At 71.8% G+C, this 24,238-nt stretch carries 18 protein-coding genes; 9 read left to right on the forward strand and 9 right to left on the reverse strand.

The features are described from left to right. Window positions 1–11: 11 nt before the first annotated feature. The 7 genes from NIE79_RS01585 to NIE79_RS01615 all read right to left on the reverse strand — a co-directional run bounded on the left by NIE79_RS01585 (window position 12) and on the right by NIE79_RS01615 (window position 9,421). Window positions 12–1,928 (reverse strand): glycerophosphodiester phosphodiesterase, encoded by a 1,917-nt coding sequence (locus NIE79_RS01585; RefSeq protein ID WP_238676804.1) that lies wholly within the window; start codon window positions 1,926–1,928, stop codon window positions 12–14. A 101-nt stretch (window positions 1,929–2,029) separates the two neighbouring features. Beyond that, window positions 2,030–2,767, reverse strand: a complete 738-nt coding sequence (locus tag NIE79_RS33920; protein ID WP_238676805.1) for a cellulose binding domain-containing protein — start codon at window positions 2,765–2,767, stop codon at window positions 2,030–2,032. Window positions 2,768–2,841: 74 nt separating this feature from the next. Further along, window positions 2,842–3,222: a DUF742 domain-containing protein gene (locus NIE79_RS01595; protein ID WP_308193120.1), complete on the reverse strand. Its 381-nt coding sequence runs from the start codon at window positions 3,220–3,222 to the stop codon at window positions 2,842–2,844. Further along, complete coding sequence (locus tag NIE79_RS01600) at window positions 3,200–3,649, reverse strand: roadblock/LC7 domain-containing protein (protein ID WP_238676806.1); 450 nt, start codon at window positions 3,647–3,649, stop codon at window positions 3,200–3,202. The genes NIE79_RS01595 and NIE79_RS01600 overlap by 23 nt, the downstream gene beginning before the upstream one ends. Then, a complete protein-coding gene (locus tag NIE79_RS01605) occupies window positions 3,646–5,598 on the reverse strand; it encodes a sensor histidine kinase (protein WP_238676807.1) in 1,953 nt (650 codons plus the stop codon). Before NIE79_RS01605 ends, NIE79_RS01600 begins: the two co-directional genes overlap by 4 nt. Next, complete coding sequence (locus tag NIE79_RS01610) at window positions 5,595–8,156, reverse strand: LuxR C-terminal-related transcriptional regulator (protein ID WP_238676808.1); 2,562 nt, start codon at window positions 8,154–8,156, stop codon at window positions 5,595–5,597. Before NIE79_RS01610 ends, NIE79_RS01605 begins: the two co-directional genes overlap by 4 nt. Window positions 8,157–8,161: 5 nt before the next feature. After that, on the reverse strand, window positions 8,162–9,421 hold the full coding sequence (locus tag NIE79_RS01615; RefSeq protein ID WP_238676809.1) for an Hsp70 family protein: 1,260 nt from the start codon (window positions 9,419–9,421) through the stop codon (window positions 8,162–8,164). Window positions 9,422–9,721: 300 nt separating this feature from the next. On the opposite strand from NIE79_RS01615, the gene NIE79_RS01620 reads away from it, so the two are divergent. The 7 genes from NIE79_RS01620 (at window position 9,722) to NIE79_RS01650 (ending at window position 18,090) form a co-directional block, all read left to right on the forward strand. After that, the gene (locus tag NIE79_RS01620; protein ID WP_238676810.1) at window positions 9,722–10,609 is read left to right on the forward strand and encodes an IniB N-terminal domain-containing protein; all 888 of its coding nucleotides are present in this window, start codon (window positions 9,722–9,724) and stop codon (window positions 10,607–10,609) included. A 115-nt stretch (window positions 10,610–10,724) separates the two neighbouring features. After that, window positions 10,725–12,578: a dynamin family protein gene (locus tag NIE79_RS01625; protein ID WP_238677019.1), complete on the forward strand. Its 1,854-nt coding sequence runs from the start codon at window positions 10,725–10,727 to the stop codon at window positions 12,576–12,578. Continuing rightward, entirely contained in the window at window positions 12,575–14,035 is a 1,461-nt protein-coding gene (locus tag NIE79_RS01630) for a P-loop NTPase family protein (RefSeq protein ID WP_238676811.1), read from the forward strand. The genes NIE79_RS01625 and NIE79_RS01630 overlap by 4 nt, the downstream gene beginning before the upstream one ends. A 147-nt stretch (window positions 14,036–14,182) precedes the next feature. Continuing rightward, on the forward strand, window positions 14,183–15,205 hold the full coding sequence (locus tag NIE79_RS01635) for an ABC transporter substrate-binding protein (RefSeq protein WP_238676812.1): 1,023 nt from the start codon (window positions 14,183–14,185) through the stop codon (window positions 15,203–15,205). Continuing rightward, window positions 15,192–16,244, forward strand: a complete 1,053-nt coding sequence (locus tag NIE79_RS01640; RefSeq protein ID WP_238676813.1) for a FecCD family ABC transporter permease — start codon at window positions 15,192–15,194, stop codon at window positions 16,242–16,244. The genes NIE79_RS01635 and NIE79_RS01640 overlap by 14 nt, the downstream gene beginning before the upstream one ends. 2 nt (window positions 16,245–16,246) lie before the next feature. After that, on the forward strand, window positions 16,247–17,320 hold the full coding sequence (locus NIE79_RS01645; RefSeq protein WP_238676814.1) for a FecCD family ABC transporter permease: 1,074 nt from the start codon (window positions 16,247–16,249) through the stop codon (window positions 17,318–17,320). Further along, window positions 17,317–18,090 (forward strand): ABC transporter ATP-binding protein, encoded by a 774-nt coding sequence (locus NIE79_RS01650; protein WP_238676815.1) that lies wholly within the window; start codon window positions 17,317–17,319, stop codon window positions 18,088–18,090. The genes NIE79_RS01645 and NIE79_RS01650 overlap by 4 nt, the downstream gene beginning before the upstream one ends. Window positions 18,091–18,154: 64 nt before the next feature. Here the strand turns inward: NIE79_RS01650 and NIE79_RS01655 are convergent, their stop codons facing one another. Both NIE79_RS01655 and NIE79_RS01660 read right to left on the reverse strand, forming a co-directional pair. Continuing rightward, window positions 18,155–18,445 carry a DUF1540 domain-containing protein gene (locus NIE79_RS01655; protein WP_112678265.1) on the reverse strand — a complete coding sequence of 97 codons (291 nt, stop codon included), beginning with the start codon at window positions 18,443–18,445 and terminating at the stop codon, window positions 18,155–18,157. 137 nt (window positions 18,446–18,582) lie between these two features. Then, window positions 18,583–19,242, reverse strand: coding sequence for a DUF2470 domain-containing protein (locus NIE79_RS01660; RefSeq protein WP_238677020.1), 660 nt, complete (start codon window positions 19,240–19,242; stop codon window positions 18,583–18,585). A gap of 113 nt (window positions 19,243–19,355) precedes the next feature. Here NIE79_RS01660 and rpsD point away from each other — a divergent pair, with 113 nt between their 5' ends. Both rpsD and NIE79_RS01670 read left to right on the forward strand, forming a co-directional pair. Further along, entirely contained in the window at window positions 19,356–19,964 is a 609-nt protein-coding gene (gene rpsD / locus NIE79_RS01665; RefSeq protein WP_238676816.1) for a 30S ribosomal protein S4, read from the forward strand. A 256-nt stretch (window positions 19,965–20,220) separates the two neighbouring features. Beyond that, complete coding sequence (locus tag NIE79_RS01670) at window positions 20,221–24,162, forward strand: ThuA domain-containing protein (protein ID WP_238676817.1); 3,942 nt, start codon at window positions 20,221–20,223, stop codon at window positions 24,160–24,162. The last annotated feature ends 76 nt before the right edge of the window (window positions 24,163–24,238 follow it).

The following is a 24,238-nucleotide window of genomic DNA, read 5'->3' on the forward strand; positions in this document are numbered from 1 at the left end:
CCTGCGAGCCGCTACCTGAGGGCGAGGGTGCGGGCGTCGGCGGCGATGACGCTGGCGACCTCCGCCGGCACCAGCTTGCCGGCCTGCCGGTCGGCGTAGGTGGCCAGCTCGGCGTACTGGGCGTGGGCCAACTTGGTGGTCATCGCGGTGACGGCGGCCGGGTCCGCGCCCGAGGTGAGGATCAGGTAGCCGAGGCCGGCCTGGCTCACCGTCACGGTGAAGGTGCTGGTCGCGGTGGCGGTGCCCTCCGGACCGGTGGCCTCGGTGGAAATGGTGTGCCGGCCGGCGGTCAGCTTGGCCAGGTCGAGCTTGCGTCCGGCGGCCGACTTCTTGCCGTCCAGCGTGACGGTGACGGTGTCCGCGTTGGTCGCGGCGACCGCGATCACCGGCGACTGCGCCCGGTCCAGCCGAGCGCCGTTGGCCGGCGAGGTGATCTGCGCGGTCGGGTCGGCGGAGGCCCGCTGGACGAACGCCGAGTTCCAGCCGACCAGCTCCGCCGCGCGGTTGGTGATGATCGCGTCGGTGCCGATCCGCTCCAGCCGCTGCCACAGGCCGGCGGAATCCATCGTCCAGGCCATCACGGCGACCCCGGCGGCGTGCAGCGGGGCGACGACCTCCGGCTTGGCCAGCAGCGCGTTGCCGTCCGGGTTGTACGCGGTCAGGTGCAGCTCCTTCGCGATCGCCACCGGGTCGGCGTCCAGGGTGCTGCGCAGCAGGCCGAGCGGCAGCTCGGGGGCGATCTCGTAGGTGTACCTCAGGGCGTCGACCTCGAAGCTCTGGACGAAGACCCGGCCCATCATCTGCTCGTCCCGGATCACCTGGATGATCGTGGCGACCTCGTCGCGGGTGTGCTTGCCCTTGATCTCCACGAGCAGGTTGCCGCCCCGGGTCCGCAGGTCGGCGAGCTGCTCGGCGAGGGTGGGCACCCGCTCGCCGACGTACTGCGGGCCGAACCAGGAGCCGGCGTCGAGCGCCTTGATCTGCGCGGCGGTCAGGTCCCGGATGTTGCCGGTGCCGTCGGTGGTCCGGTCGACGGTGCCGTCGTGCAGGATGAACGGGATGCCGTCCTTGCTCGGCTGGACGTCGTTCTCGATCCAGTCGGCGCCGCCCTTACGGGCGATCTCCTGGGCGACGAGGGTGTTCTCCGGTGCGGCGGCGGAGGCGCCCCGGTGGGCGATCACTGTGAACGGGCTGCCCTCCGGGCGGAGGTAGCCGTTCGGCGCCAGTTCGGTGACTGTGACGTCGTCGTACGACACCGTCGCGCCGTTGACGAAGAGCCCCTGGATGCCGTCGGTAGAACGCTGGAGGCTGCTGGTCCGCATCGCCTCCCGCCCGTCGAAGATCCAGCGGGCCTGGTTGCCGTGCACCTCGACGGCGACGCGCACGTCCCGGCCGGTGCCGGCGGCGGACGGGGCGGAGGCGGTGTTCGTCACGACCCAGGCGTTGGCAGTGGTCCGCTGGGCGAATTCGAGCCCGTTGGCGGCGGTGGTGCCGCTGCGCATGGTGGCGATCCACCAGGGGGTCGCGCCACTGGCGGGGACGTCGATGCCGAGCGAGGCCCAGCGGGTGGCGGCCGAGACCGCCTCGAAGCGCATGGTCGCCTCGAGGCGGAAGTCGTTCAGGTGCCGACCGAAGGTGATTTTGTTGTTCTCGCTGGAGCTGGCGGAGGTTCCGTACAGTCGGCCGTTCTCGACCTTCCAGGCGCCGTCCACCGCGTGCCAACCGGCGGGCAGCGACGCGGTCGAGAAGTTCTCCGAGACGACGACACTGCCCGGCTCGGCGGTGGCGGGCGACGAGGTCGCGACGGTGACAGCGACGGCAGCGCCGGTGACGGCGAGGGCGGCGGCAGCGGCAGCGGCCCGGGTTCCCAGGGCGCCGAGGCGCCACCCGGCGCGGCGAGGCGAGGTTGATGCGGGTAGGACAGTCATGGTCGCGACGGTACGAAGCGCGCCAGAACTGATGATCAATCAAGCATGGCTGCCGCCGGAACGCCGGGTGTACCGCGCTCGATCGAAGTGTGCCGGACTGGTCAGTTCGACAGGCCGGAGCAGGCGGCCCCGTCGATGGTGCACGCCTTCGGGGCGGAACCCGTCAACGATCCATTGACCCGGAACGTCACCCGGACCGAGGCGCTACCGGGCACCTGACCGGTGTTCGGGTCCGGCACGAACGTCCACACCGCACCGTCCCGGCTGGCCTGTGCCCCCTCGACACCGCTGATCCCCAGCGACTCCCGGGGCAGGGTGACGACCAGCGTCCACCCCGGTGCCGGGACCGAACCGGGATTGCTGATCGTCACTGCCGCGCCGTAACTGAGCAGGGCGTTGTCAGTGATGGCGAAGGCCGCGCCCAGGGCCGCCGGGGTGGGTTCGGCACTCGCACCGGTCGGCGTGGGCCGGGTCGGCGACGCGACGGCCGGTGGGACCGAGGAGGCCGAGGCGGGCGGGGAAGCGGGCACCGCCGGGCTGGTGACCGCCGGTCGCGCCTGCGCCCGGGGGGTAGCGGACGGCGAAGCGCCCACCTGCTCGACCGACGGCGGCGGGTCGAGGGTCACCGGCGTCAGCTTCTCCGGCGTACGCAGCACCCCGACGACGGACACGGCCGTCGCGATCAGCACCCCGAGCGCCGCGACGACGGCCACCCAGGTGGCCCGCGAGACGTCCTCCCGACCGGTGAGCACCCGCCGTGCGGCAGTGACGAGGGCCACGACCCGATCCAGCAGGATGATCGCCACGGTACGGCGTGGCTGGGGTGGTGTTGCCGGCACTGCCAGTCTCTCCTTCAGTTCGTCGCCGGGTGCGCGCCCGCGATCCGTCTGGTTCGCGGGTGGCACTGCCCGGGTCACAGCCCGCGAAGCCCGACGAGTATCGCCTCGAGCAGATCCTCGGTCGGCAGCTCTGACAGCATCGGCGGTTCGTGCGTCTCGATCAGCCCGGTCGCGAGCAGGTCACCGAGCAGCACCCGGACGGTCCCCAGCGGAAGATCCAACTCGGCACCCACCTCGGCCACCGACATTGGATGGTGACACAGCTCGACGATCCGCGCCTGTTCAGGGAAGAGCGGTGTGGGGGGCGTGACCCCCCGCCGGGCGACGACCAGCGAGATCAGGTCGAACTGGCCGCGTGCGGGCGCGGTGCGCCCCCCGGTCATCGTGTAGGGCCGGGCGACCGGGCCCGCGTCGTCGTCGTACCACGCCTCGTCAGTGGTGCCGCTGGTGTGCACCAGTGTCCCCGATCGTCACCGAGGAGGCCGGGCCCAGCGTGATCGGCAGGTGCTGCTCGGCCTGCCCCACGAAGAGCGCCACCTCGTACGCCATGTCACCGACCTCGACGTCGTCACCGGCGATCCGCACGGTGAGGATGGTCCCGTTCGGGATGGTGGCGATGAACAGGAACGCTCGCGACATCTGCACCACGACCTGGCGCAGCCGACCCGCGTCGCAGGTCCGGGTGGCGGCCAGCCCCAACGCGATCAGTCCGGCGACCACGCCGGAGATCTGCTCGGCCAGTTTGTCCCCCACCCGCCGCGAGCCGCCGAGCGGTAGCCCGTCCGGTGAGAGCACCACGGCGAACTCCGCGCCGTGCACCCGGTCGACCAGATCGTTCAGGGCGTCGGTCAGACCGTCCTCGGCGACCACTGCAGACGTCATTGATGTCTCCTAGCTGTTCTCGCGACTGGCAACTCAACAGTGTCGAGGCTGGTCCTGCCGTGTTCCGGGCCGGTCGGTCCGGGGTGGCGGACCCGCGTCGGCAGCGCGCCGTCGCCGTTCGGTTCGGGCAGGTCGGCGCCGGTGCGGGCCGATGGGTACGGGGTGTCGGGTGGTGCGCTGGCCGGTGTGCGGCCGGTGCCGGTGACCGTGACCAGCAGGGAGGGGAGGAGCACGATGGCGGCCGTCCCACCGCGCCGGCTGGGGCGCAGCGAGACGTGGGCGCCGCAGCGGCCGGCCAGGACGGCGGCGGCGTACCAGCCCGCGAGGCCCGCGGGCGGGCCGTCCGGTGGCGGGTTGCCGAGCAGGTGGTTCGCCTCGGCCAGCGCGGCGGCGTCCAGGCCGGGCCCGTCGTCGACGACGAGGACGGCACAGCCCTGCGGTCGCTGTTCGCCGCTGACCCGGACGGTGGTCTCCGCCCCGGAGAAGGCCAGGGCGTTCTCGATCAGCTCCGCCAGCAGGTGGATGACGCCCGTGACGGCCGGCCCCGCGAGCGACCACGGCCAGTGCGGCGCGATCAGGACCCGGTGGTAGTCCGGCACCTCGGCGACAGCGCCGCGCGCCACGTCGAGCAGTGGCACCGGGCGTCGCCAGCGGCGGGCGGGTGTCGCGCCGGCCAGGGTGATCAGTTTCTCCACGTTGCGGCGGACCCGGGTGGTGAGGTGGTCGAGTTGGAACAGCTCGCCGGTCTCCTCGGTGGACCGCTCCCGACGTTGCATCCCGTCCAGCAGGCTGAGTTGGTCGCGCAGCAGGACCTGGTTGCGTCGGGTCAGCCCCAGGAACAGTTCCCGTTCGGCGTCACCCCTCGGCGCCGCCGGTTCCTGAACTGGTGTGGGTATGTCCGGCGTCGGTGCCGGATGGTCGGCGTCGGGTCGGGTCAGCTCGTCGGTGAGGCGTCGGACGGTGCCCGCCCAGCTCAGCAGGAGCACGAGCACGACGATGAGGCCGAGCCCCACCACGGCCCCGGTACGCGCGATGAGCACGGCGGCACCGGGGGTGGCCCGCTCGACGCTGCTGCGGGCGGTGTTCGTCACCAGTGTCTGCAGCGCGCCGAGCGCGGCATCCGCCGCGGCCCGCCAGCCCTGGCTGGTGAGACCGGCCAGGGCGTTGGCGGTGCCGGCCTGGAGCAGAAGCCGGTCCTCAAGGGCGAGCAGCGCCGCGAACTCGGGGCCGGACGCGAGGCGCTGATGCTCGCCCTGACCGTCGGGCGGAAGCCCGGCCGCGGCCTCGGTGCGCGCGTACCGCTGGGTGCTGACCAGTTCGCTCAGCCGGCGCCGCTCGTCGACGCCGAGCCGGGCGCCGGTCAGGGCCGCGCTGACCACTGTGTCCTCCCGGGCGAGCAACTCCCGGGCGCGGGCCAGCGCGATCACCGCGCGGGTGTCGGCGGCCAACCCGCTCTCGTACGCGCCCCACTCCGGGCCGTACACCCGGAAGGCGACGTCGATGACCTCGTCGTACCCGGCGACTGCCGCGCCCTGGTCGAGCCGCCCGGTGTCCACCTGGGATCGCCTCGTGCCCAGGCCGTCGAGCCGGCGGACCAGCTCACCGGCCCGGTCACGGACGGTGCCGGCGCTGAGCAGCCGAAGGTCGCGGCCCTTCGTGAACTCGCGGATCTCGGCGGCGGCCCGGTCGGTGCCCTCGCGGGCACCGACCAGCGCGGGCGTCGGCTGCCCCGCCCCGGCGATCGTCTCGGCGGTGATCCGACGCTCCGTCTGGAGGCTCAGAATCAGGCGGTCGATGGGCTGGCCCAGCGTGTCCGCCAGCGCCCGGACGCGCAGCAGGTCGACGGCGTCCTGGCTGGACACATAGGCCGCGTACGACCAGAGCGTGATCAGCACGGCGGCCAGCACGGCCAGCCTGGTCCGGATCAGCCGAACATCGTTGCGGGTCATCGGCTCGCCCGCTGCGGCCACGGTTGCCCGGCGGTGTCGCTGGCCCGGTCGGCGACGAGAGTGCGCAGCAGCGCCAGCAGCTCGGTGCGGTTGGCGCAGTTCAACCGGTTACGCATCCGCGCCACGTGGTGTTCGACGGTCTTGGCCGAGATGAAGAGCCGATCGCCGATCTCCCGGTAGGTCAATCCGGCCAGCACCAGCTCGGCGACCTCGTACTCGCGGTCGCTGAGCCCGTGCTGCGTGGGGCCGGCGGCCCGCGCCGTGCTCGCACCGGTCGTCGGTGTCTGCCCGCTCTGCCCGCCGGAGGGCCGCCCCTGCAACGCCCGGGCGCACTCCAGCAGTGTGGTCATCGCCCGCCGGTCCGCGGTGCGGATGGCGGCCTGCCCGGCGAGGCGGGCGCCGTCCCAGCACAACCCGGTGTCGTGCAGCCCTCGGGCGGCGGCCTCCACCCGGGTCGGGTCGACGACCCCCCGGAGCACCTCCACCCAGCTCTCCGCGGCGGCGGCGACCACTGCCGCGTACCGGCTGTGGCCAGCGGCGGCGAGCAACGCCGCGACGTGTTCGTCGGCGACCGTCGGCTCGCCGGTCAGGATGGCGGCGTGCAGCTCGCTCCAGTGCAACGGCACGCTCCACAGTGGTGGATCGCCGAGGCGGTGGAGCAGCGCACGCCCCTGGTGCAGGTACGGCTCCAGCCGGGCCAGGTCGCCCAGCCGCGCGCCCGCGATGGCCAGCTCACCCAGCGGCAGCAGTGTGAACAGGTCGACGGGATGCCGCACCACTGCCTCCAGTGCCTGCCCCCAACCCCGCTTGAGCGCCCCGAGGTCACTGTTGCGCCGGCCGATGCCCATCCGGATCGCGGCGGCGAAGAGTTGGTCGCGGGACTCCAGTGGCCGCCCGTCGAGTGTCACAGTGGCGAGCCGCTCGCCGGCGGCGTGGATCTCGCCACGGACCATCAGGATCCAGGCCTGCAACAGCCGGTGGCGGCGGGCCATCAGCGGGCCGCCGACCCCGGCGCCCAGGGCGCGGTGCAGCACCCGCTCGGCGATCTCCAGCTCACCGCAGTGCACCGCCGTCAACGCGGCGAGGGCCGCCGGGCTGTCCGGCAGCAACGCCGCTCGGCCGTCCGGCTCCAGCAGCGCGGCGGCCTGCACGAGCGCGGAGAGCGCGGCGGTCGGCGGGCCGGTCACGCTCTCCCGTACACCGTTGGCCATCAGTCGGGCGGCGCTGGCGTGCAGGGTCGGCGGTTCGCCCGCCGGGTCACCCGCCGGTGACTCGGTGCTGGCGTCCGGATCACCGGCGGCGAGCCCGCCGACGATGGCGAACGCCGCCGCCGAGGCGGTGCCCGACCACCGGAACAGCTCGACGCTGCGACCGACGTGACCACGGTGGGCCAGGGCGGTGGCGGCGACCACGGCCGCCTCGGAGCGCTCCGGGGGAGCGGCAGTTCCCAGGAGTCGGTCGGCCAGCCGAAGCGCGTCGTCGAGGTCACCGGCGAGCGCGGCGGCGAGCGCCTGCTGCGCGTTGGGTGGCCGCCCGGCCGCCGTGGCCGCCGCGAACAGCTTGGCGGCGAACGCCGGCTCGTCGGCCAGCGCCTCGTCCGCAGCGGCGGCCAGGGTCGCGGCCGGGCAGTCGCCGAGCGCGCCGACCGCGAGCAGGGAGCGGACCAGCGGCAGCACCGCGCCACCCCGGGCGAGCTGCAACTCGGTGAGCCGCCGCCAGACCGCCGTCCGCTCGGTGGTGGGGCTGAGCGTCGCGACGGCCCGCCGGACGATCGGCGCGAGTCGGCCGTCCGCGCCGAGCAGCCCGGCCGCCCTGGTCGTGGCGATCAGTTCGTCCACCCCGGCCGGGTCTCGGCCCAGCAGCGCGCCGAGCATGCTCACCGGCAGCGCCCCGCCGACCGCGACGGCGAGCAGCAGTCGCCGTACCGGGGCGGGCTGAACCTCCAGGTCCGGCCCGAATTCGAGGATGACGGACCGGGGTGGCTCCACCACCCCGGTCCGGGTCTCCGCGCCGGCCAGACCGCGGGCCAGCCGTTCCACGTCCCGAGGTACGCCGGCGGTCTGCGTGTGGACGAAGTCGACCAGGTCGGCGGGGCGGCCCAGCTCGGGTGTGGCGGCGAGATGGGCGGCGGTCTGCTCCCGGGTGAACGGCGTGAGCAGCACGGCCTGCCCGTCGCGTCGCAGGGCGTCGACCAGCTCACTGAACGCCGCCGACCGCGGCCACGGGCGGTGGGCGACCACCAATCGGTGTCGCCGGCCGGCGACCAGGCGCAGCAGCGCTTCGGTCCGCGCGTCGTCGAGCAGGTGCGCGTCGTCGACCAGCACCACAGTGTCGGGGTCGACCGGCTCATCCGGCTCCGGGGCGGCCGTGCGGACGGCGATGCCGGCCCGCTGGTGAATGCGCTCCAGCTCGGCGAGGAGCGCGGTCTTTCCATGACCGGCCGGGCCGGCGATGCCGACGGCGAGAGGGCCGGTCGGATCCTGCGCGACAGCGTCCAGCAGCGCCTGCAACCCCTTGTCCAGGATCAACCCTGGTGCGGCGAGGTCATTCATGATCATTGGGGTCATCCTTCGCGTCCTCGGGCGCGGGCAAGCGCCAGGCGGGACGGCTTCGGCAGTTCCAGTGGGAGGACCCGGACCGGGGGCCGCGGTGGCGGATCGCCCGGAACGGTGTGCTGGGGGCGGCGTGGTGCCGGGAGGGTGGCCCGCCCGGCGCCGCTGACCGGGGCCGGAACGCGGGCCGGCGGCGGCTGGCGAGGGCGTGGTGACACCACCTGACACGCGGCCATCGCCGCCCCGGTGGCGGCGGTCAACTGTGCGTCCGGCTCCACCTCGACGGGCACCGGGAGGGCCGCGCCGATCAGCTCGGTCACGAGCGGGACCCGGGTGGAGCCGCCGGCCAGCAGGACGCCGTCGAGCTGCGCCGGAGTCAGGTCGGCACTGCGCACGGCCCGGAGCAGGAGGTCGACGGTGGCCTGCACCGTCGGGCGGATCATGGCCTCGAACTGTGCCCGGGTCACCGGCACCCGCGCCGGACCGCTCGGCAGGGTCAGCACCACGTCGGCAGTGAGGTCGACGGTCAGCACCCGCTTGACCCGGTCACACTCCACGCGCAGCCCGCGCAGCGCGGCCTGGGCCCCGCGACGTCCGGTCGCGGCCAACTCCCGGGCCAGCATGGTACGAGCATGCTCGGCCAGCGCCTCGTCGAAGTCCGCGCCACCGATCGAGTCGAGACCCTGCGGGGTGCCGAACGTCTCGTACGTGCCGCGTGGGGTGCGGCGCACCAGGGCCGCCTCGAAGCTGTTGCCCCCCAGGGCGTAGACCACTGCCGTGCTGCCCGCGAACCCGCGAGCGGCGTGGCTCTCGGCGACGGTGACCGTGCGGGGCAGCAACGTCACGTGCCGTAGGCCGAGGTTCGACAGTGCCCGGTGCAGCACCTCCCGCCGGTAGGGGCGCCACCCCGCCGGGTGGCTGAGCACTATCGCCTCGGCCGCGCCGCCCTCCAGGGCGTGGACCCGCTCCACGACCCAGGCCGCCAGCTCGGCGGTCAGCGTCTGCGGCGCGCACGGCTCGCCGCCGAGCAGCACCGGCACGTCGTCGCCGATCCGGTGGACGAAGTCGCGGGTGGTGCGGCTGCCGTCGTCGGTCACGGGCTCGCCGACGCGCAGCGAACCGTCCTCGGCCAGGCAGAGCACCGAGGGCATGAGGGGTGAGCCGGCGCTCAGCGCGACGGCCTCGGGGCGGGTCCAGGTCGCGCCGCGTCGCCGTGCGACGGCGGCGGCGGTGTTGCTGCTTCCGATGTCTATCCCCAGGACGTACGGCATCGTCTCTGTCTCTCCCCGTGAGTCGGCCGGTCGGTGGCGATGGCGTCGGCTGCCCGACGACCCACCCCCGGCGAACCCCGCGGGCTCCTACGTTCGTACCAGAGATCAGTCCCTGGTCGGGACCCTAATCTCGCCGGGACGGTTTCCCCCTGTCCCCCTAACGTACGAGGTGGGGGAGCCCCTAGTTCAACCGGCCCGGATGCGGGTTCAGCCCCGATGCCCGGGGGTGGGCCCCGGCAATAGCGTCGTCACCGTCGACGTACGACACCCGCCAATGCCACATCCGAGGAGAACCGGCACATGGACTCGCAGCAGACGCTCCACGACTTCGTGCTCGACCTACTGACGAACCCGGACGCGCGGTCGGCCTTCGACCTGGATCCCGAGGGTGCGTTGCGGGGCGCCGGGCTCACCGACATCACCGCTGCGGACGTGCAGGACGTCGTACCGCTTGTCGTCGACTACGCGCCGGGTGCGGGCCTCGCGCCGTTGGCCTCGCCGGTCGGGCAGCTCGGGCTGGACCCGCTGCTCACCGACACCACTGATGTGGTGGGTCAGTTGCAGAGCGTGGCGCAGCAGATCAGCGTCACCAGCTCGCCCAGCGGCGTGGACGTCAAGGCCGGCGTGCTCGGCGCCATCGCTGTCGACCCGTCGACCGCCGCCGCCGGGGTCACCGTGCTGCCGGGCATCGGTCTGGGTGTCGGTCCGTACGGGCTCGACACCGACCTGGCCGGTGTCTCCGACGTGGCACACACCCTCGACGCCGACGTGGTGCAGCCGGTGGACGCGATCGCGGACCCGGTGCTCGGCGACGTTACCGGCACCGTCGGCGACCCGAGCGGTCTGCTCGGCGCCACTGACCCGAATCTGATCGGCGGCGACCTGACCGGTGGTGTCCTCTCCGGCACCCACGGTCAGCTCGGCGGGGTCGTCAGCTCCCTCGGTGTCGACGACACCCTCGGCGGGCTGGGCCTCGGGCACGGCGACGGTGTCGTCGGCGGCATGGTCCCGCCGCTCGACGTGCCGTCGACGGTGGGCGGCGTGACGCACCAGGTGGACAGCCTCCTCCCCGGTGTCACCGACACTGTCGGTGACGTGACCGGTGGGGTCACCGATGGTGTGCTCGGCGGCGACTCGCACGCCTCGTCCGATCACGGGCTGCTGGGTATCACCGGCGGTCTGCTCTGACCCGGATTTCCGGTCGGAGCGGAGGGCCGGATCGTCTCGGGCGATCCGGCCCTTCCCGGTTCCACATCCGGTCCCTCTTGATAATTAAGCCGAAATCCGCACACTTGGTGCGGTGATGGCCGGGATCTGGTTGGACGTGCTGGACGAGATCGCCCGCACGTGCGCTGCACACGGTCGCGGTGACCTACTCCAGACGGTGCGGCAGAAGCGCGCGCAACTGCTGGACCCGACGCTGCGTGTCCTGGTCGTCGGCGAGCCGAACCAGGGCAAGAGTCAGCTGATCAACGCGATCATCAACGCGCCGGCCTGCCCGGTTGGCGACGGTCGGACGACGGTCCTGCCGACAGTGGTGCAGCACGCCGAGGCGCCCACCGCGGTGGTGGCGCAGGCGCAGCCACCAGCCCCGGGGCACCCCACCGGCGCCGCCGCGGTGACCGTCGAGCGGACCCCGGTGGCGCTGAACCAGGTCGCGGCGGGTGTGGCCGGCCTGGTCGGGCGTCGCCCGGGGGGCGGCCCGGCGTACGTCGAGATCGGACTGCCCCGTGCCCTGCTCGGTGCGGGGCTGGTGCTGGTGGACACTCCCGGCACCGACGAGGTCGCCGGCATCGGCGCCGCCGCCTCGGTCGCCGCGCCGGCCCGCGCGGACACCGTGCTGCTGGTCTCCGACTCCACTCGGGAGTTGTCGGTCGCCGAGCTGAACATGCTGCTGCACATCATGCGGTCGCATCCGAATGTGGTGGTGGTGCAGAGCAAGACCGATCTGGTCGCGGACTGGCGTACTGTCGCCGAGCGCAACCGGCAGCATCTGGCCGAGGCGGGGATTGCCGCGACGCTGATCCCGGTCTCGGCGGCGCTGCGACTGCGGGCCGCCGCGTCCGACGACCGGGGGCTCAACGCCGAGTCGGGTTTCCCCGCGCTGATCGCCCGCCTGCAACGCGACCTGGCCGGCAAGGCCGACCACCTGGCCCGGGCGGCGGTGCAGACGGTGGCCCGGACGGTGGTGGAGCAGTTGGCCGCGCCGCTGCGCGCCGAGTTGGCGACCCAGGAGGAAGAGGAGCAGTCCGGGCCGATCTCCCGGCTGCACGCGGCGCAGCGCGAGGTCGACGAGCTGCGCCGGTGTTCCACCCGGTGGCAGAACACGCTGACCGACGAGATCACCGACCTGCTCGCCGACCTCGAGTACGACCTGCGCGACCGGACCCGGCAGATCCTGCGCGCGGTGGACGAGGCGTTCGACACCGCCGATCCGTTGGTCGCCTGGGACACCTTCCAGGACTGGCTGGAGCGGAGCCTGGTGGAGGCGGCCGAGGCGAACCACGAGTGGCTGATCCAGCGCTGTGACTGGATCGCCCGGCGGGTGGCCGCCAACTTCGACAGGTACGGCTACGACGTGCTGCCGCCCTGGTCGATGACGATGCCGGACGACATCGGCGAGCGACTGCCCGAGCTGCAACGGCCGACGATCGACCGGTTCACCACCGGCCAGAAGTTGTTCACCGGGATGAAGGGCTCGTACGGGGGCATGCTGATGTTCGGTCTGGCGACCACCCTGGCCGGCATGCCGATGATCAATCCGGTCTCGGTCGGCATCGGGGCGCTCTTCGGCGGCAAGAGCATCCGCGACGAGAGCAAACAACTGCTCCGTCGCCGCCAGGCGACGGTCAAGACGGCCATCCAGCGGCACGTCGACGATTTCTTCGTCCGCATCATCCGAGACTGCCGCGACGCCGCCCGGCAGGTCCAGCGGATGCTGCGGGACCACTTCACGGGGCTGACCGAGGAGCTCCAGGAGGCCATCGTGCAGTCGTTCCGCAGCGCGAAGCAGGAGGCCGACACCGATGCCTCAGTGCGCGAGCAGCGGCAGCGCGAGATCAGGTTGAAGATGACCCGGCTGGCGGCGGTGTACGAGCAGGCCCAGCAGTTGACCGGCGCCCGCTCCGCCCCGCTGCTGCTGGAGCCGCAGGCATGACGGTGGGGGTGCGCCTGGACGAGGCGGCGTGGGGGTTGCTGCACCAGGCCATCGAGCTGTACCAGGACAATCCCCGGGCCGTCACCGAGCTTCGGCAGCAGGTGGCCCGGTTGGAGCAACCGCTGCGCATCGCCATCGTCGGCCCGTGGCGGTCGGGCAAGTCGACGGTGCTCAACGCGTTGATGGGCGAGGAGGTCGCCCCGGTCGAGCGGGCGGACAGGGCCTTCACCTGGTACGAGGACGGCGCCGCGCCGCGCGCCACCGCCTACCCGGTCGGTCAGCCGCCGCAGGAGTTGGCAGTGGTGAAGTCGGCGACCGGGCTGCGGGTGGATCTGGGCTGGGGCGCGGGGGAGGTGCGCGACATCGTCGTACGGTGGCCGACGCGGGCGCTGCGGCAGATCACGCTGATCGACACCCCGGCGGTCACCGGCGGTGCCGAGCAGGGCCGGGCGCCGGTGTTGGAGCGGGTGCTGCGCGACTCGGACGCGGTGTTGTACCTGACCCGCGACGGTCGCGACAGCGATCTGCGGGTGCTGGAGTCCGCAAGGGACAGTGCCGTCGGGCAGTCCGCCGCTGTCAACGTGATCATGGTGCTGTCCCGCGCCGACGAGACCGGTGGCGGTCGGATCGACGGTCTGCTCACGGCCCGCCAGCTCGCTCGCCGGCACTACCGCGACCCGAGGGTGAACGCGCTCAGCGTCAACGTCGTGGCGTGCAGCGGCATGATCGGCCTGGCCGGCCGGATGCTCGGTGAGTCGGATTTCGCCGCGCTCGCGACCCTGGCCCAGGTACCCAGGGCGGAGCTGGACGTCCACCTCATCTCCGCCGACCGCTTCCTCCGTGGCGAGCTGCCGGTACGGCTGGACACCGAGGTGCGCGCCGCGCTGCTGGGCCGGTTCGGGGTCTTCGGTGTCCGGCTGGCGGCCACGCTGGTGCGCAGCGGGTTCGACAGCCGGGTGAAGCTCTCCGCCGAGTTGATCCGGCGTAGCGGTCTCACCGAGCTGCGCGAGTCGGTGACGCGGTGTTTCATCGATCGCCGGGACGCGCTGAAGGCGCGCTCCGCGCTGGCCGCGGTGGAGGCGCTGCTACGGGCCGAGCCCACCCGGGGCTCCGCCGAGCTGGTCGGCGCTGTGGAGCAGATCCTCGCCGGCGCGCACGAGTTCCGGGAGCTGCGCCTGCTGGTGGCGTTGCGCAACACCCGACTGGGGTTCGACGCGGAGCTGGCCGCCGAGGCGCAGCGGCTGGTTGGCGGCGACGGGGTGGGCCTCGCGGCACGGCTCGGCGTCGAGCATGAGGCCGACGTGCGGCAGCTCTGGGAGGTCGCCTCCGACGCGCAGTGGCGGTGGCGGGACCGGGCGGAGGATCCGCTGCTCCCGCTGGCCCAGCGGCGCGGCGCTCAGGTCGTCGTCCGCAGTTGCGAGGGGATGATCGCCGAGCTGGTCGCGGGCGGGCGCTGAACATCGGTCACCCGTTTCGCGGCGGTGGCTCGGCCGTCTTTCGAGGTGGGGGCACCCGGCGTTGGCCAAAACCGGAAGTGTTGGTTAGCCTAACCTAACTTTCGAGCCGGATGGCTCGCTTCTCTTCGAAAGATCGGGAACTTCACCATGCACTCATGGCGTCCGGTCCTGGCCGTCGCGGCGCTGAGCGCCGTGCTCGGCGGGCTCACCGGTTGTGGCAACGACACGGGCAACGGTGACACCGCCGCCGCTGCCACCGCCTCCGGCCCCTGGTCTTTCAACGACGGCTCGGGCAAGGTCGTCAAGGCCGACAAGACGCCGACGCGGATCATCGCGCACGCCGGTGAGGCCGCGGCGCTCATGTCCTTCGGCATCAAGCCGGTCGGTGTCTACGCCGACGAGTCGGTCAAGACCGACCCCAACCTGAAGAGCCTCGACCTCACCGGGATCGAGATCCTCGGCGAGGAGTGGGGCAAGATCGACGTGGAGAAGGCCGCCGCCCTGCGTCCCGACCTGATCGTCGGCGACTGGTGGCCGGCCGAGAAGGCGCACAGCGGCATGGAGGAGGGCGTCGACGAGAAGAGCAAGAAGCTCGCCGAGCTGGCTCCCATCGTCGGCGTCACGCAGGGCAAGTCGATCGTCGCGCTGGCCGAGGGGTACGAGGACCTTGCCGAGAGCCTCGGCGCCGACGTGGCCAGCCCGCAGATCGCGGCGAACAAGAAGCGCTTCGAGGACGCGGTGACAGCGTTCAAGGCCGCCACCTCGGCCAAGCCGGACCTGACTGTCGCCGCGATGTCGCCCTCGACCGAGAAGGTCTACGTCGCGAACCCCGAGTACGCGCCCGAGCTGCTGGACCTTCAGACCTGGGGTCTGAAGGTGATCAACCCGGCCAGCCCGGACCCGGCCTTCCCGTACTGGGAGAACCTCAGCTGGGAGAACGCCGACAAGTACCAGCCCGACCTGATCCTGTGGGATGGCCGATCCTTCACGCCCACCGCCAACGCCGAGTGGAGCACGAAGCAACCGACCTGGTCCAAGATCAAGGCGGCCAAGGTTGGAGCCACAGTCTCCTGGCCGGCGTTCTGGCTGCACACGTACGGGGACTTCGCCACCGAGCTGGACAAGCTGACCCAGGCGGTCAAGGCCGCTGATCCGAATGTCGGCAACTAACCAGAACGGGACGCGCACCTCGACGGGAGGCGTCCGGCGAGCCTCTGCCCTCGGGCCGGGGCTCGCCGTCCTCTGCGCGGTCCTCGCCCTCGTCGGCTTCCTGAGCGTGACAATGGGCTCGCGTTCGATCGGGCTCTCCGAGGTGCTGCACGCCCTGTTCAGCTTCGACAGCGACGGGCCGATCAGCAGCACCGTCACGCTGGAGATGCGCGTACCCCGCACTCTGCTCGGCATCCTGGTCGGCGCCGCGCTCGGGGTGGCTGGGGCGATCCTTCAGGGCGTCACCCGCAACCCGCTGGCGGACGCGGGGATCCTGGGCATCAACTCCGGCGCCGCCGCGTTCGTGGTCTTCGCCATCACGGTGCTCGGGGTGCGCGGCGTCGGTGTCTACGTCTGGTTCGCCTTCGCGGGCGCGATCGCTGCGCTGGCCCTGGTGTACGCGATCGCCTCGCTCGGCCGGGAGGGCGCCACTCCGGTGAAGCTGGCCCTGGCGGGCGCGGCGGTCACCGCCGGCCTGGCCTCGGTGACCAGCGGGATCGTGATGACGAACGTGGACGCCCTCGACGAGCTGCGGTTCTGGCAGGTGGGTTCACTCGCCGGCCGGTACACCCCGATCCTGACCGGGGTCGCGCCGTTCCTGCTGATCGGCCTCGCCGCGTCGCTGGGCTTCGGGCGGGCCATCAACGGCCTCGCGCTCGGCGAGGACGTCGCGCGTGGCCTCGGCCAGAACGTGACCCGTACCCGCGCGGCCGCCTTCGCCGTTGTCGCGATCCTCGCCGGCGCCGCCACCGCGGCCTGTGGACCGATCGTCTTCGTCGGGCTCGTCGTGCCGCACCTGGCCCGGTTCATCTGCGGCCCCGACTACCGCTGGATCCTGCCGTACTCGATGCTGCTGGCACCCATCGTCCTGCTCCTCGCCGACGTGCTCGGCCGGGTGGCCGCCGCCCCCGACGAGGTGCAGGTCGGCGTGATCCTCGGGCTGATCGGCGCGCCCGCGTTCATCGCGATCGTGCGCTACGGCCGGCTGTCGGAGGTGTGAGCATGACAACGACAACGACAACGAGCGACCGTCGCTCTGCTCCGTCCGGTACGGCAGCGGCGCTGCGCGCCAACCGGAGGCGTCGAGCCGGCCGGTCCCTCGTGGTGACCTGCGCCCTGACCGCGACGGTCACCGCCCTGTTCGTGCTCACCATGATGGTGGGCAGCTTCCGCATCGGCGCCACCGAGGTCATCGCCTCGGTCCTGCACCTGTCCGACAATCCCAGCGTCGACTTCGTCGTTCGTGGCCTGCGGCTGCCGACCGCTGCCGCCGCCCTGACGGTAGGGCTCGCCCTCGGCGCGTCCGGCACGATCTTCCAACAGTTGCTGCGTAACCCCCTCGCGTCCCCGGACTTCGTGGGGATCACCTCGGGGGCGGGGCTGGCTGCCGTCACCGGGATCGTGCTGCTGCAGGCCGGTGGGCTCGTCGTCAGCGGTCTCGCCCTCGGTGGCGCTGTCGCCGCCGCCCTGGCGATGTACCTGCTGGCCTGGCGCGACGGCGTCAGCGGCTACCGCTTCATCCTCATCGGCATCGGGGTGGCGGTCTTCTTCGAGGGCCTGATCGGCTATGTGCTCAGCCGGGCGCAGCTCTTCGAGGCCCGCCAGGCCATGCACTGGCTGATCGGGTCGGTCGGGCAGGCCAGCACCACGGAGTTGTGGGTGCTCACCGCAGCCCTGGTCGTCCTGCTGCCTGTCGCCACGTTGCTGCAACGGCCACTGAGCGCCCTCGCACTCGGTGACGACGCCGCCCGGATGCTGGGTGTCCGGGCCGAACTCAGCCGGGCCGGGCTGCTCGGCACCGCCGTCGTGCTGGTGGCCCTGGCGGTGTCGGTGGCGGGTCCGATCGCCTTCGTCGCCCTGGTGGCGGGGCCGATCGCCAACCGACTCCTCGGCCCCGCGGCCCAGGGCGTCCTGCCCGCCGCCCTGGTCGGTGCCGCGCTGCTGCTCACCGCCGACCTCGTCGCCGTGCACCTGCTGCCCACCCCGCTGCCCACCGGCGTGGTGACTGGTGCGGTCGGTGCGCCCTACCTGCTGTGGCTGCTGGCCACCACCAACCGACAAGGAGCGGGTGGATGACCCGACTACGCGCCGAGGGCCTCAGCCTCGGCTACGACGACCGGACCATCGTCGACCACCTCGACGTCGCCGTGCTCGACGGCAAGGTCACCGCGATCGTCGGCGCCAACGCCTGCGGCAAGTCCACTCTGCTCCGCGGCCTGGCCCGGCTGCTGGCGCCGCGCGACGGTGCCGTCTTTCTCGACGACAAGCCGCTCGCCGACCTGCGCAAGGTCGACGTGGCCAAGGTGCTCGGGCTGCTCCCGCAGACTCCCGTCGCGCCCGATGGCATCACCGTCGCCGACCTCGTCGCCCGTGGTCGCTACCCCCACCAGGGGTGGTTTCGACGGTGGAGCAACGACGACCACGACGCCGTCGCCCGGGCCCTCGACGCCACCGGTACGGCAGATCTGATCGACCGTCCGATCCGGGAGTTGTCCGGTGGCCAACGCCAGCGGGTCTGGGTCGCCATGGCCCTGGCCCAGGACACCGACCTGCTGCTGCTCGACGAACCCACCACCTACCTGGACATCAACCACCAGGTCGAGTTGCTGCGGCTGCTGCGGAAACTGAACGCGGAGTCCGGCAAGACCATCGTCATCGTCATGCACGATCTCAACCTCGCCTGCCGTTACTGCGACCACCTCATCGCGATGTCCGGCGGTGCGATCGTCGCCGAGGGGGCGCCGGTCGACGTGGTCACCGGCGATCTCGTCGAGCAGGTCTTCGGTCTCAGCTGCCTCGTCGTACCCGACCCGATCGCCGGCACGCCGATGGTCGTCCCCGCGTAGCCGGCCTCGGACGCGGATGAGGGACGGTCACCGGTGGCCGTCCCTCATCCGCGTCGCGCCGGGATCAGCGCGGCTCGTACGTCTGACAGTCCGCGATGTCCTGACCCGGACCCACCCGGATGGACGGCGCGTGGCACTCCAGTTCGGCGTTGTGCTGGCAGTCGTCCCGCTTGCAGGCGCCGACCTGGGCGATGACGCGGTCCAGCCCGCCCTTCGCCGAGGTGTCGATGAACGTGGCGCAGCTGGCGTTCTGTTGCCCGATGGTGATGGCGAACGCGTGGCAACCGTCGTGGTTGTAGCCGCAGTCGGTGACAGTGCACTCGTGTACCCGCGGCATCTCCAGCATGTCGGTCATGGCGATCTCGCTTCCGTCGGTGGTGCCCGGGTCACCGTCATACCCGGCAGCGACGGGACAACTCCCTACCAGCCGCCCCTTTTAGGGGTATTTTGCGAAGGCCAGCCTTGCCTAACCGCGGGTGAGGGCGGCGATCGTCAGCGGGCGTGTCGGGCTCGGCAGCCGCCCGAGTGCCGGAGCAGTGCCTCGATCTGCGCGCCGAGTTCGTCGGGATGCCGCAGTGGCGTCCGGAAGTTCAACCGGACGTCCCGGTCACCACTGCTCAGCTCCAACCGGAGTACGACGCCGTGGTGGTCCAGGCGTACCGGCCGGACCTGGCGAACACCCTGAAGGTGGCGGGTGGGTATCAGCCGGCTCAACCCCTCGACGGTGCGTGGGTGGTGGTGGTCGAGGTGGCACAAAAGATCGGCCTCGACGGCGGCCAGCGGATCGGGTTGGGCGGCCGCGAACTCGTCCGCGTCGACGCACACCGTGCGGCCGTCGACTGTCAGCTCGGCGGTGGCGAGGTCGAGGACCGTCACCAGCTCCTGATCGATCCCGGTCGTGGCGATCTCGGTCACCAGCCAACCGGTGAGCGTGGCGCGCCCGCGCACCCGGTCGCGTACCGGAGTGGGCGCCAGGTCGGTCACCTCGACCATCGCGACGGTCTCCCGCTGGTGCGCGAGGTGTTCGGCCAGTTGGCAGCCGGCCGGCAGGTCGACCCGCAATGGACCGTCGCTCGTCACGACGTGTCGCCCGACGACGTACGCCTCGACGCCCGGGATGTGCAGGGTGAGGGAGTCGGCGGCGACAAGCATCGATCGGATTCGGACACCCGCGTCGTCCGTGGAGTCCGCCGTGCTGGTCGAGGGCTTGCTCAAGGCGATCATCTCCTAATAAGGTTAGCCTTACCTTACTTGAGAGGCGAAGCATGAATCAGACCCGTCCCAAGGTCAAGCGTTCCCGCGCCCTGGGCATCGCACTGACCCCGAAGTGCGTGCGCTACTTCGAACGCCGCCCGTTCCCGCCGGGGCAGCACGGCCGGGCCCGACGCACCACCAGCGACTACAAGGTCCGGCTGCTGGAGAAGCAGCGGCTCAAGGCGCAGTACGACCTGCACGAGGGGCAACTCCGGCGCGCGTTCGACCGGGCCGTGCGTCGGCCCGGCAAGACCGGTGAGGAGCTGATCGTCGAGCTGGAGAGTCGGCTGGACGCGCTGGTGCTGCGAGCCGGTCTCGCCCGCACCATCTACCAGGCCCGCCAGATCGTCACCCATCACCACGTCACTGTGAACGGCCGTCGCCTGGACCGGCCGTCCGCGCGGCTGCAACCCGGTGACGTCATCGAGGTGGCGGAGCGCAGCCGGGGCAAGGCGCCGTTCGTCGTCGCGGCGGCCGGGGCGCACGCCCCGGAACGTCTCGCCCCCTACCTTGAGGTCAGCCTGCCCGGCCTGACCGCCCGGCTGACCCGGCTCCCGCTCCGCTCGGAGGTCCCGGTGCTCTGCGACGAGCAACTCGTCGTCGAGTACTACTCACGCTGACCGGCGGTGGGGATGGGCCCCGAGTGCAGGCACCTGCGCCGGGGGCCCTCCGCGTATGGATCGTGGCCCGAAAACCGTTATTCGATCTCACTCCATACGGTCGCCCCTGACCTGCGGAGATAACGCTCTCACGGATGGTGGGAGAGTGCTTGACGCGCCCGTGATCCGAACGCAACGATGCATCCACATGTCTCGTCCCACCACCGCCAGGCGTGATCGGCGCACGCCGTCCCTCGCACCGCGAAAGGACCACACTGTGCGCAGATCCCTGAGATCGTGGCTCGGCCTCGCGCTGAGCGCGATCCTCGTGGCGGGCGGCATCGTCGCCTCGCCGCCCACGGCCAGCGCCGCACCGTTCACCGTGCTGGTCTTCAGCAAGACCGCCGGATTCCGGCACGGATCCATCACCCCGGGCATCGCCGCGATCCAGCAGCTCGGTGCGGCAAACGGCTTCACCGTCGAGGCCACCGAGGACGCCGCGCAGTTCACCGACGCCAACCTGGACCGGTTCGCCGCGGTGATCTGGCTCTCCACCACCGGCGACGTGCTCAACGCCGCCCAGCAGGCCGCGTTCGAGCGCTACATCACCGGCGGCGGCGGGTACGTGGGCGTGCACTCCGCCTCCGACACCGAGTACGACTGGCAGTGGTACGGGGGACTGGTCGGGGCGTACTTCGCCTCGCACCCGGCCGAGCAGAACGTCACAGTGAAGGTCGCCGACCAGGCGCACCCGTCCACCGCGACGTTGCCGCAGCGGTGGACCCGGTTCGACGAGTTGTACAACTACCGCACCAACCCCCGCGGCAACGCGCACGTGCTGGCCACCCTGGACGAGACCACCTACACCGGGGGGAGCATGGGCGCCGACCACCCGATCTCCTGGTGCCAGAACTACTCCGGCGGCCGAGCCTGGTACACCGGCCTGGGGCACACCGACGCGTCGTACACCGAGGCGAACTTCCGTCAGCACCTGCTCGGCGGCATCCGGACGGCCGCCGGCGCTGTCGACGCCGACTGTGGCCCCACCGTCACCAGCAGCTTCCAGCAGGTGGAGCTGGCCAAGGGCGCGGCCGAGACCGGTGAACCGATGAGCCTCACCGTCCTGCCGGACCGCGGCGTGCTGCACACCTCGCGCAACGGCGTGATCCGGCACACCGACGCGGCCGGCAACACCAAGATCGCCGCCACCCTGCCGGTCTACACCGGCGACGAGGAGGGTTTGCAGGGCATCAAGGCCGACCCGAACTTCGCCACCAACCGCTGGGTGTACGCGTACTTCGCCCCACCACTGAGCACCCCCGGCGGCGGTGCGCCCGCCGAGGGCACGCCGGCCCAGTTCGCCGTCTGGGAGGGCGTCAACCGGCTGGCCCGGTTCACTGTGAACGCGGACAACACCATCAACCTGGCCAGCGAGACGTTGATCCTCAACGTGCCGACCAGCCGGGGCATGTGCTGCCACGTCGGCGGTGACATGGACTTCGACGCTGCCGGCAACCTCTACCTGTCCACCGGCGACGACACCAACCCGTTCGACTCGGCCGGCTTCACCCCGATCGACGAGCGGGCCGGGCGCAACCCGGCCTTCGACGCGCAGCGCACCTCGGCGAACAGCAACGACCTGCGCGGCAAGGTCCTCCGGATCAAGCCGAGCGCGGCCGGCGGCTACACCATCCCGGCCGGCAACATGTTCGCCCCGGGCACCGCGCGAACCCGCCCGGAGGTCTACGCGATGGGGTTCCGCAACCCGTTCCGGATGAGCGTGGACAAGGCCACCGGCATCGTCTACCTCGGTGACTACGGCCCCGACGCGGGCACCGCCGACCCGAACCGCGGGCCGGCGGGCAACGTCGAGTTCGCTCGCATCGACCGGCCCGGCTTCTACGGCTGGCCGTACTGCACCGCCCGCAACGACGCCTACAACGACTACACCTTCCCGTCCGGGCCGTCCGGGGCGAAGTTCAACTGCGCGGGTGGGCCGGTGAACAACTCACCCAACAACACCGGCATCACCCAGCTGCCGCCGGCCATCTCGGCCTGGTTGCCGTACGGCGGCTCCGGCTCGCCACCGGAGTTCACCGGCGGTGGCCTGTCGCCGATGGGTGGGCCGGTCTACCGGTACGACCCGAACAACACCTCGCCCGTGGCGTTCCCCGAGTACTACGACGGGACCTACTTCGCCGGTGAGTTCGGTCGCCGCTGGATCAAGAACATCAAGCTCGACGCGTCCGGCCAACCACTGAAGATCAATCCGTTCCCGTGGACCGGCACCCAGGTCATGGACATGGAGTTCGGCCCGGACGGCGCGCTCTACGTGCTCGACTACGGCACCGGCTGGTTCAACGGCGACGCCAACTCGGCGCTCTACCGCATCGAGTACGCCCGCGAGGGCAGAGCACCCATCGCGAAGGCTTCCGCCACACCGACCAGTGGCACCGCGCCGCTGACGGTGGCCTTCTCCTCGGCGGGCACCCTCGACCCGGACGGCGACCCGTTCACCTACGCCTGGGACTTCGACAACAACGGCACCACCGACTCGACGGCGGCGAACCCGAGCTTCACGTACACCACCAACGGGACCCGCAGCCCGACGCTGACGGTCCGGGACACCGCCGGCAAGACGGCCACCGCGAGCGTTGTCGTCACGGTCGGCAACAGCGCCCCGGTGGTCACCGTCAACACCCCGTTGAACGGGCAGACCTTCAACTTCGGGGACGCGGTGCCGTTCTCCGTCACCGTCACCGACGCCCAGGACGGCGCGATCAACTGCGCCCGGGTCACTGTGAACTACGTGCTTGGCCACGACTCGCACGGCCACCAGCTCGGCAGCGTGCAGGGCTGCACCGGGGTCATCCAGACCTCGGCGGACGGCGAGCACGACACGGCGGCGAACATCTTCGGCATCATCGACGCCGAGTACACCGACCTGGGTGGGGGCGGCCAGCCGGCGCTGACCACGCACACGCAGGCGGTGCTGCAACCTCGGGTACGCCAGGCCGAGCACTTCGGTGACTCGTCCGGCGTTCAGATCGTCGCCGGGGCGGCGGGGCGCGGCGGCGCGGCGGTCGGCTACGTCGACAACAACGACTGGATCTCGATCCGCCCGTACGACCTGACCGGCGTCCAGTCGTTCAGCGCCCGGGTCGGCGCACCGGCCGGCGGTGGCGGCACTGTGGAGTTGCGGGTCGACTCGCCGACCGGGCAACTGGTCGGTTCGGCCACCGTCGTGCCCACCGGCGGGTACGCCAACTTCGCCACTGTCACCGGCGGGGTCACCGCCCCGACCGGCACCCGGACCCTGTTCCTGGTCTTCAAGGGCACCGGCCCGTACTTCGACATCGACGAGTTCACCCTCTCCACCAGCCCCGGCGGTCCCGGACCTGACCCGGACCCGGACCCGGATCCCGAGCCGGGTGCCAACCTGGCCCGGGGCAAGCCGGCGCGCGCGTCCAGCTTCGAGGGCGCGTTCGGCGCGGCCAACGCGTTCGACGGCGTGGCCGGTACCCGGTGGGGCAGCGCCTTCGGTGACCCACAGTGGATCGACGTGGACCTCGGCGCCACGTACGCCATCAACCGGGTCAAGCTGACCTGGGAGGCGGCGTACGGCAGCGGATACCAGATCCAGACCTCGCCGGACGGTGTCAACTTCACCACGATCCGTACGGTGACCGGTGGCGACGGCGGGGTGGACGACCTGACCGGGCTCAGCGGGTCCGGCCGGTACATCCGGCTTCTCGGCACCACCCGGGGGACCGCGTGGGGTTACTCGTTGTTCGAGTTCGAGGTGTACGGCGGCACCGGAAGCCCGACCGGCGGCAACCTGTTGCTGAACAAACCCGCGTCGACGTCCAGCAACGAGGGGGCCGACGTGTCCGGCGCCCAGGCCGTCGACGGCAGCCTCACCACCCGCTGGTCGAGCACGTTCTCCGATCCGCAGTGGATCCGGGTCGACCTCGGCAGCGCCACAGCGATCGGCCGGGTCAAGCTGAGCTGGGAGGCGGCGTACAGCAGCGCGTACCAGATCCAGACCTCGAATGACGGCAGCACCTGGACCACGGTGAAGACGGTGACCGGGGCCGACGGCGGCGTGGACGAGCACACCGCCCTGGGCGCCAACGGCCGCTACCTGCGGATCTACGGCACGGCTCGGGGCACCGGATACGGCCACTCGCTCTGGGAGTTGGAGGCGTACTCCAGCTGAACCACCACCGATGACGTGGCCGGCACGGATCAGCGTGCCGGCCACGTCCGTCGCTGCGCTCTCGCTGTCCTTGCAT

It is taken from the genome of Micromonospora trifolii, from assembly GCF_022229005.1.
GTDB classification, from domain to species: Bacteria; Actinomycetota; Actinomycetes; order Mycobacteriales; family Micromonosporaceae; genus Micromonospora; species Micromonospora trifolii.

Excerpts from the sequence above, each read along its gene's own strand:
- NIE79_RS01585 (WP_238676804.1), bottom strand. The coding sequence starts at position 1,928 with ATGACTGTCCTACCCGCATCAACCTCGCCTCGCCGCGCCGGGTGGCGC.
- NIE79_RS01600 (WP_238676806.1), bottom strand. The coding sequence starts at position 3,649 with ATGACGTCTGCAGTGGTCGCCGAGGACGGTCTGACCGACGCCCTGAAC.
- NIE79_RS01605 (WP_238676807.1), bottom strand. The coding sequence starts at position 5,598 with ATGACCCGCAACGATGTTCGGCTGATCCGGACCAGGCTGGCCGTGCTG.
- NIE79_RS01610 (WP_238676808.1), bottom strand. The coding sequence starts at position 8,156 with ATGATCATGAATGACCTCGCCGCACCAGGGTTGATCCTGGACAAGGGG.
- NIE79_RS01615 (WP_238676809.1), bottom strand. The coding sequence starts at position 9,421 with ATGCCGTACGTCCTGGGGATAGACATCGGAAGCAGCAACACCGCCGCC.
- NIE79_RS01620 (WP_238676810.1), top strand. The coding sequence starts at position 9,722 with ATGGACTCGCAGCAGACGCTCCACGACTTCGTGCTCGACCTACTGACG.
- NIE79_RS01625 (WP_238677019.1), top strand. The coding sequence starts at position 10,725 with ATGGCCGGGATCTGGTTGGACGTGCTGGACGAGATCGCCCGCACGTGC.
- NIE79_RS01630 (WP_238676811.1), top strand. The coding sequence starts at position 12,575 with ATGACGGTGGGGGTGCGCCTGGACGAGGCGGCGTGGGGGTTGCTGCAC.
- NIE79_RS01635 (WP_238676812.1), top strand. The coding sequence starts at position 14,183 with ATGCACTCATGGCGTCCGGTCCTGGCCGTCGCGGCGCTGAGCGCCGTG.
- NIE79_RS01640 (WP_238676813.1), top strand. The coding sequence starts at position 15,192 with ATGTCGGCAACTAACCAGAACGGGACGCGCACCTCGACGGGAGGCGTC.
- NIE79_RS01645 (WP_238676814.1), top strand. The coding sequence starts at position 16,247 with ATGACAACGACAACGACAACGAGCGACCGTCGCTCTGCTCCGTCCGGT.
- NIE79_RS01650 (WP_238676815.1), top strand. The coding sequence starts at position 17,317 with ATGACCCGACTACGCGCCGAGGGCCTCAGCCTCGGCTACGACGACCGG.
- NIE79_RS01655 (WP_112678265.1), bottom strand. The coding sequence starts at position 18,445 with ATGACCGACATGCTGGAGATGCCGCGGGTACACGAGTGCACTGTCACC.
- NIE79_RS01660 (WP_238677020.1), bottom strand. The coding sequence starts at position 19,242 with ATGCTTGTCGCCGCCGACTCCCTCACCCTGCACATCCCGGGCGTCGAG.
- rpsD (WP_238676816.1), top strand. The coding sequence starts at position 19,356 with ATGAATCAGACCCGTCCCAAGGTCAAGCGTTCCCGCGCCCTGGGCATC.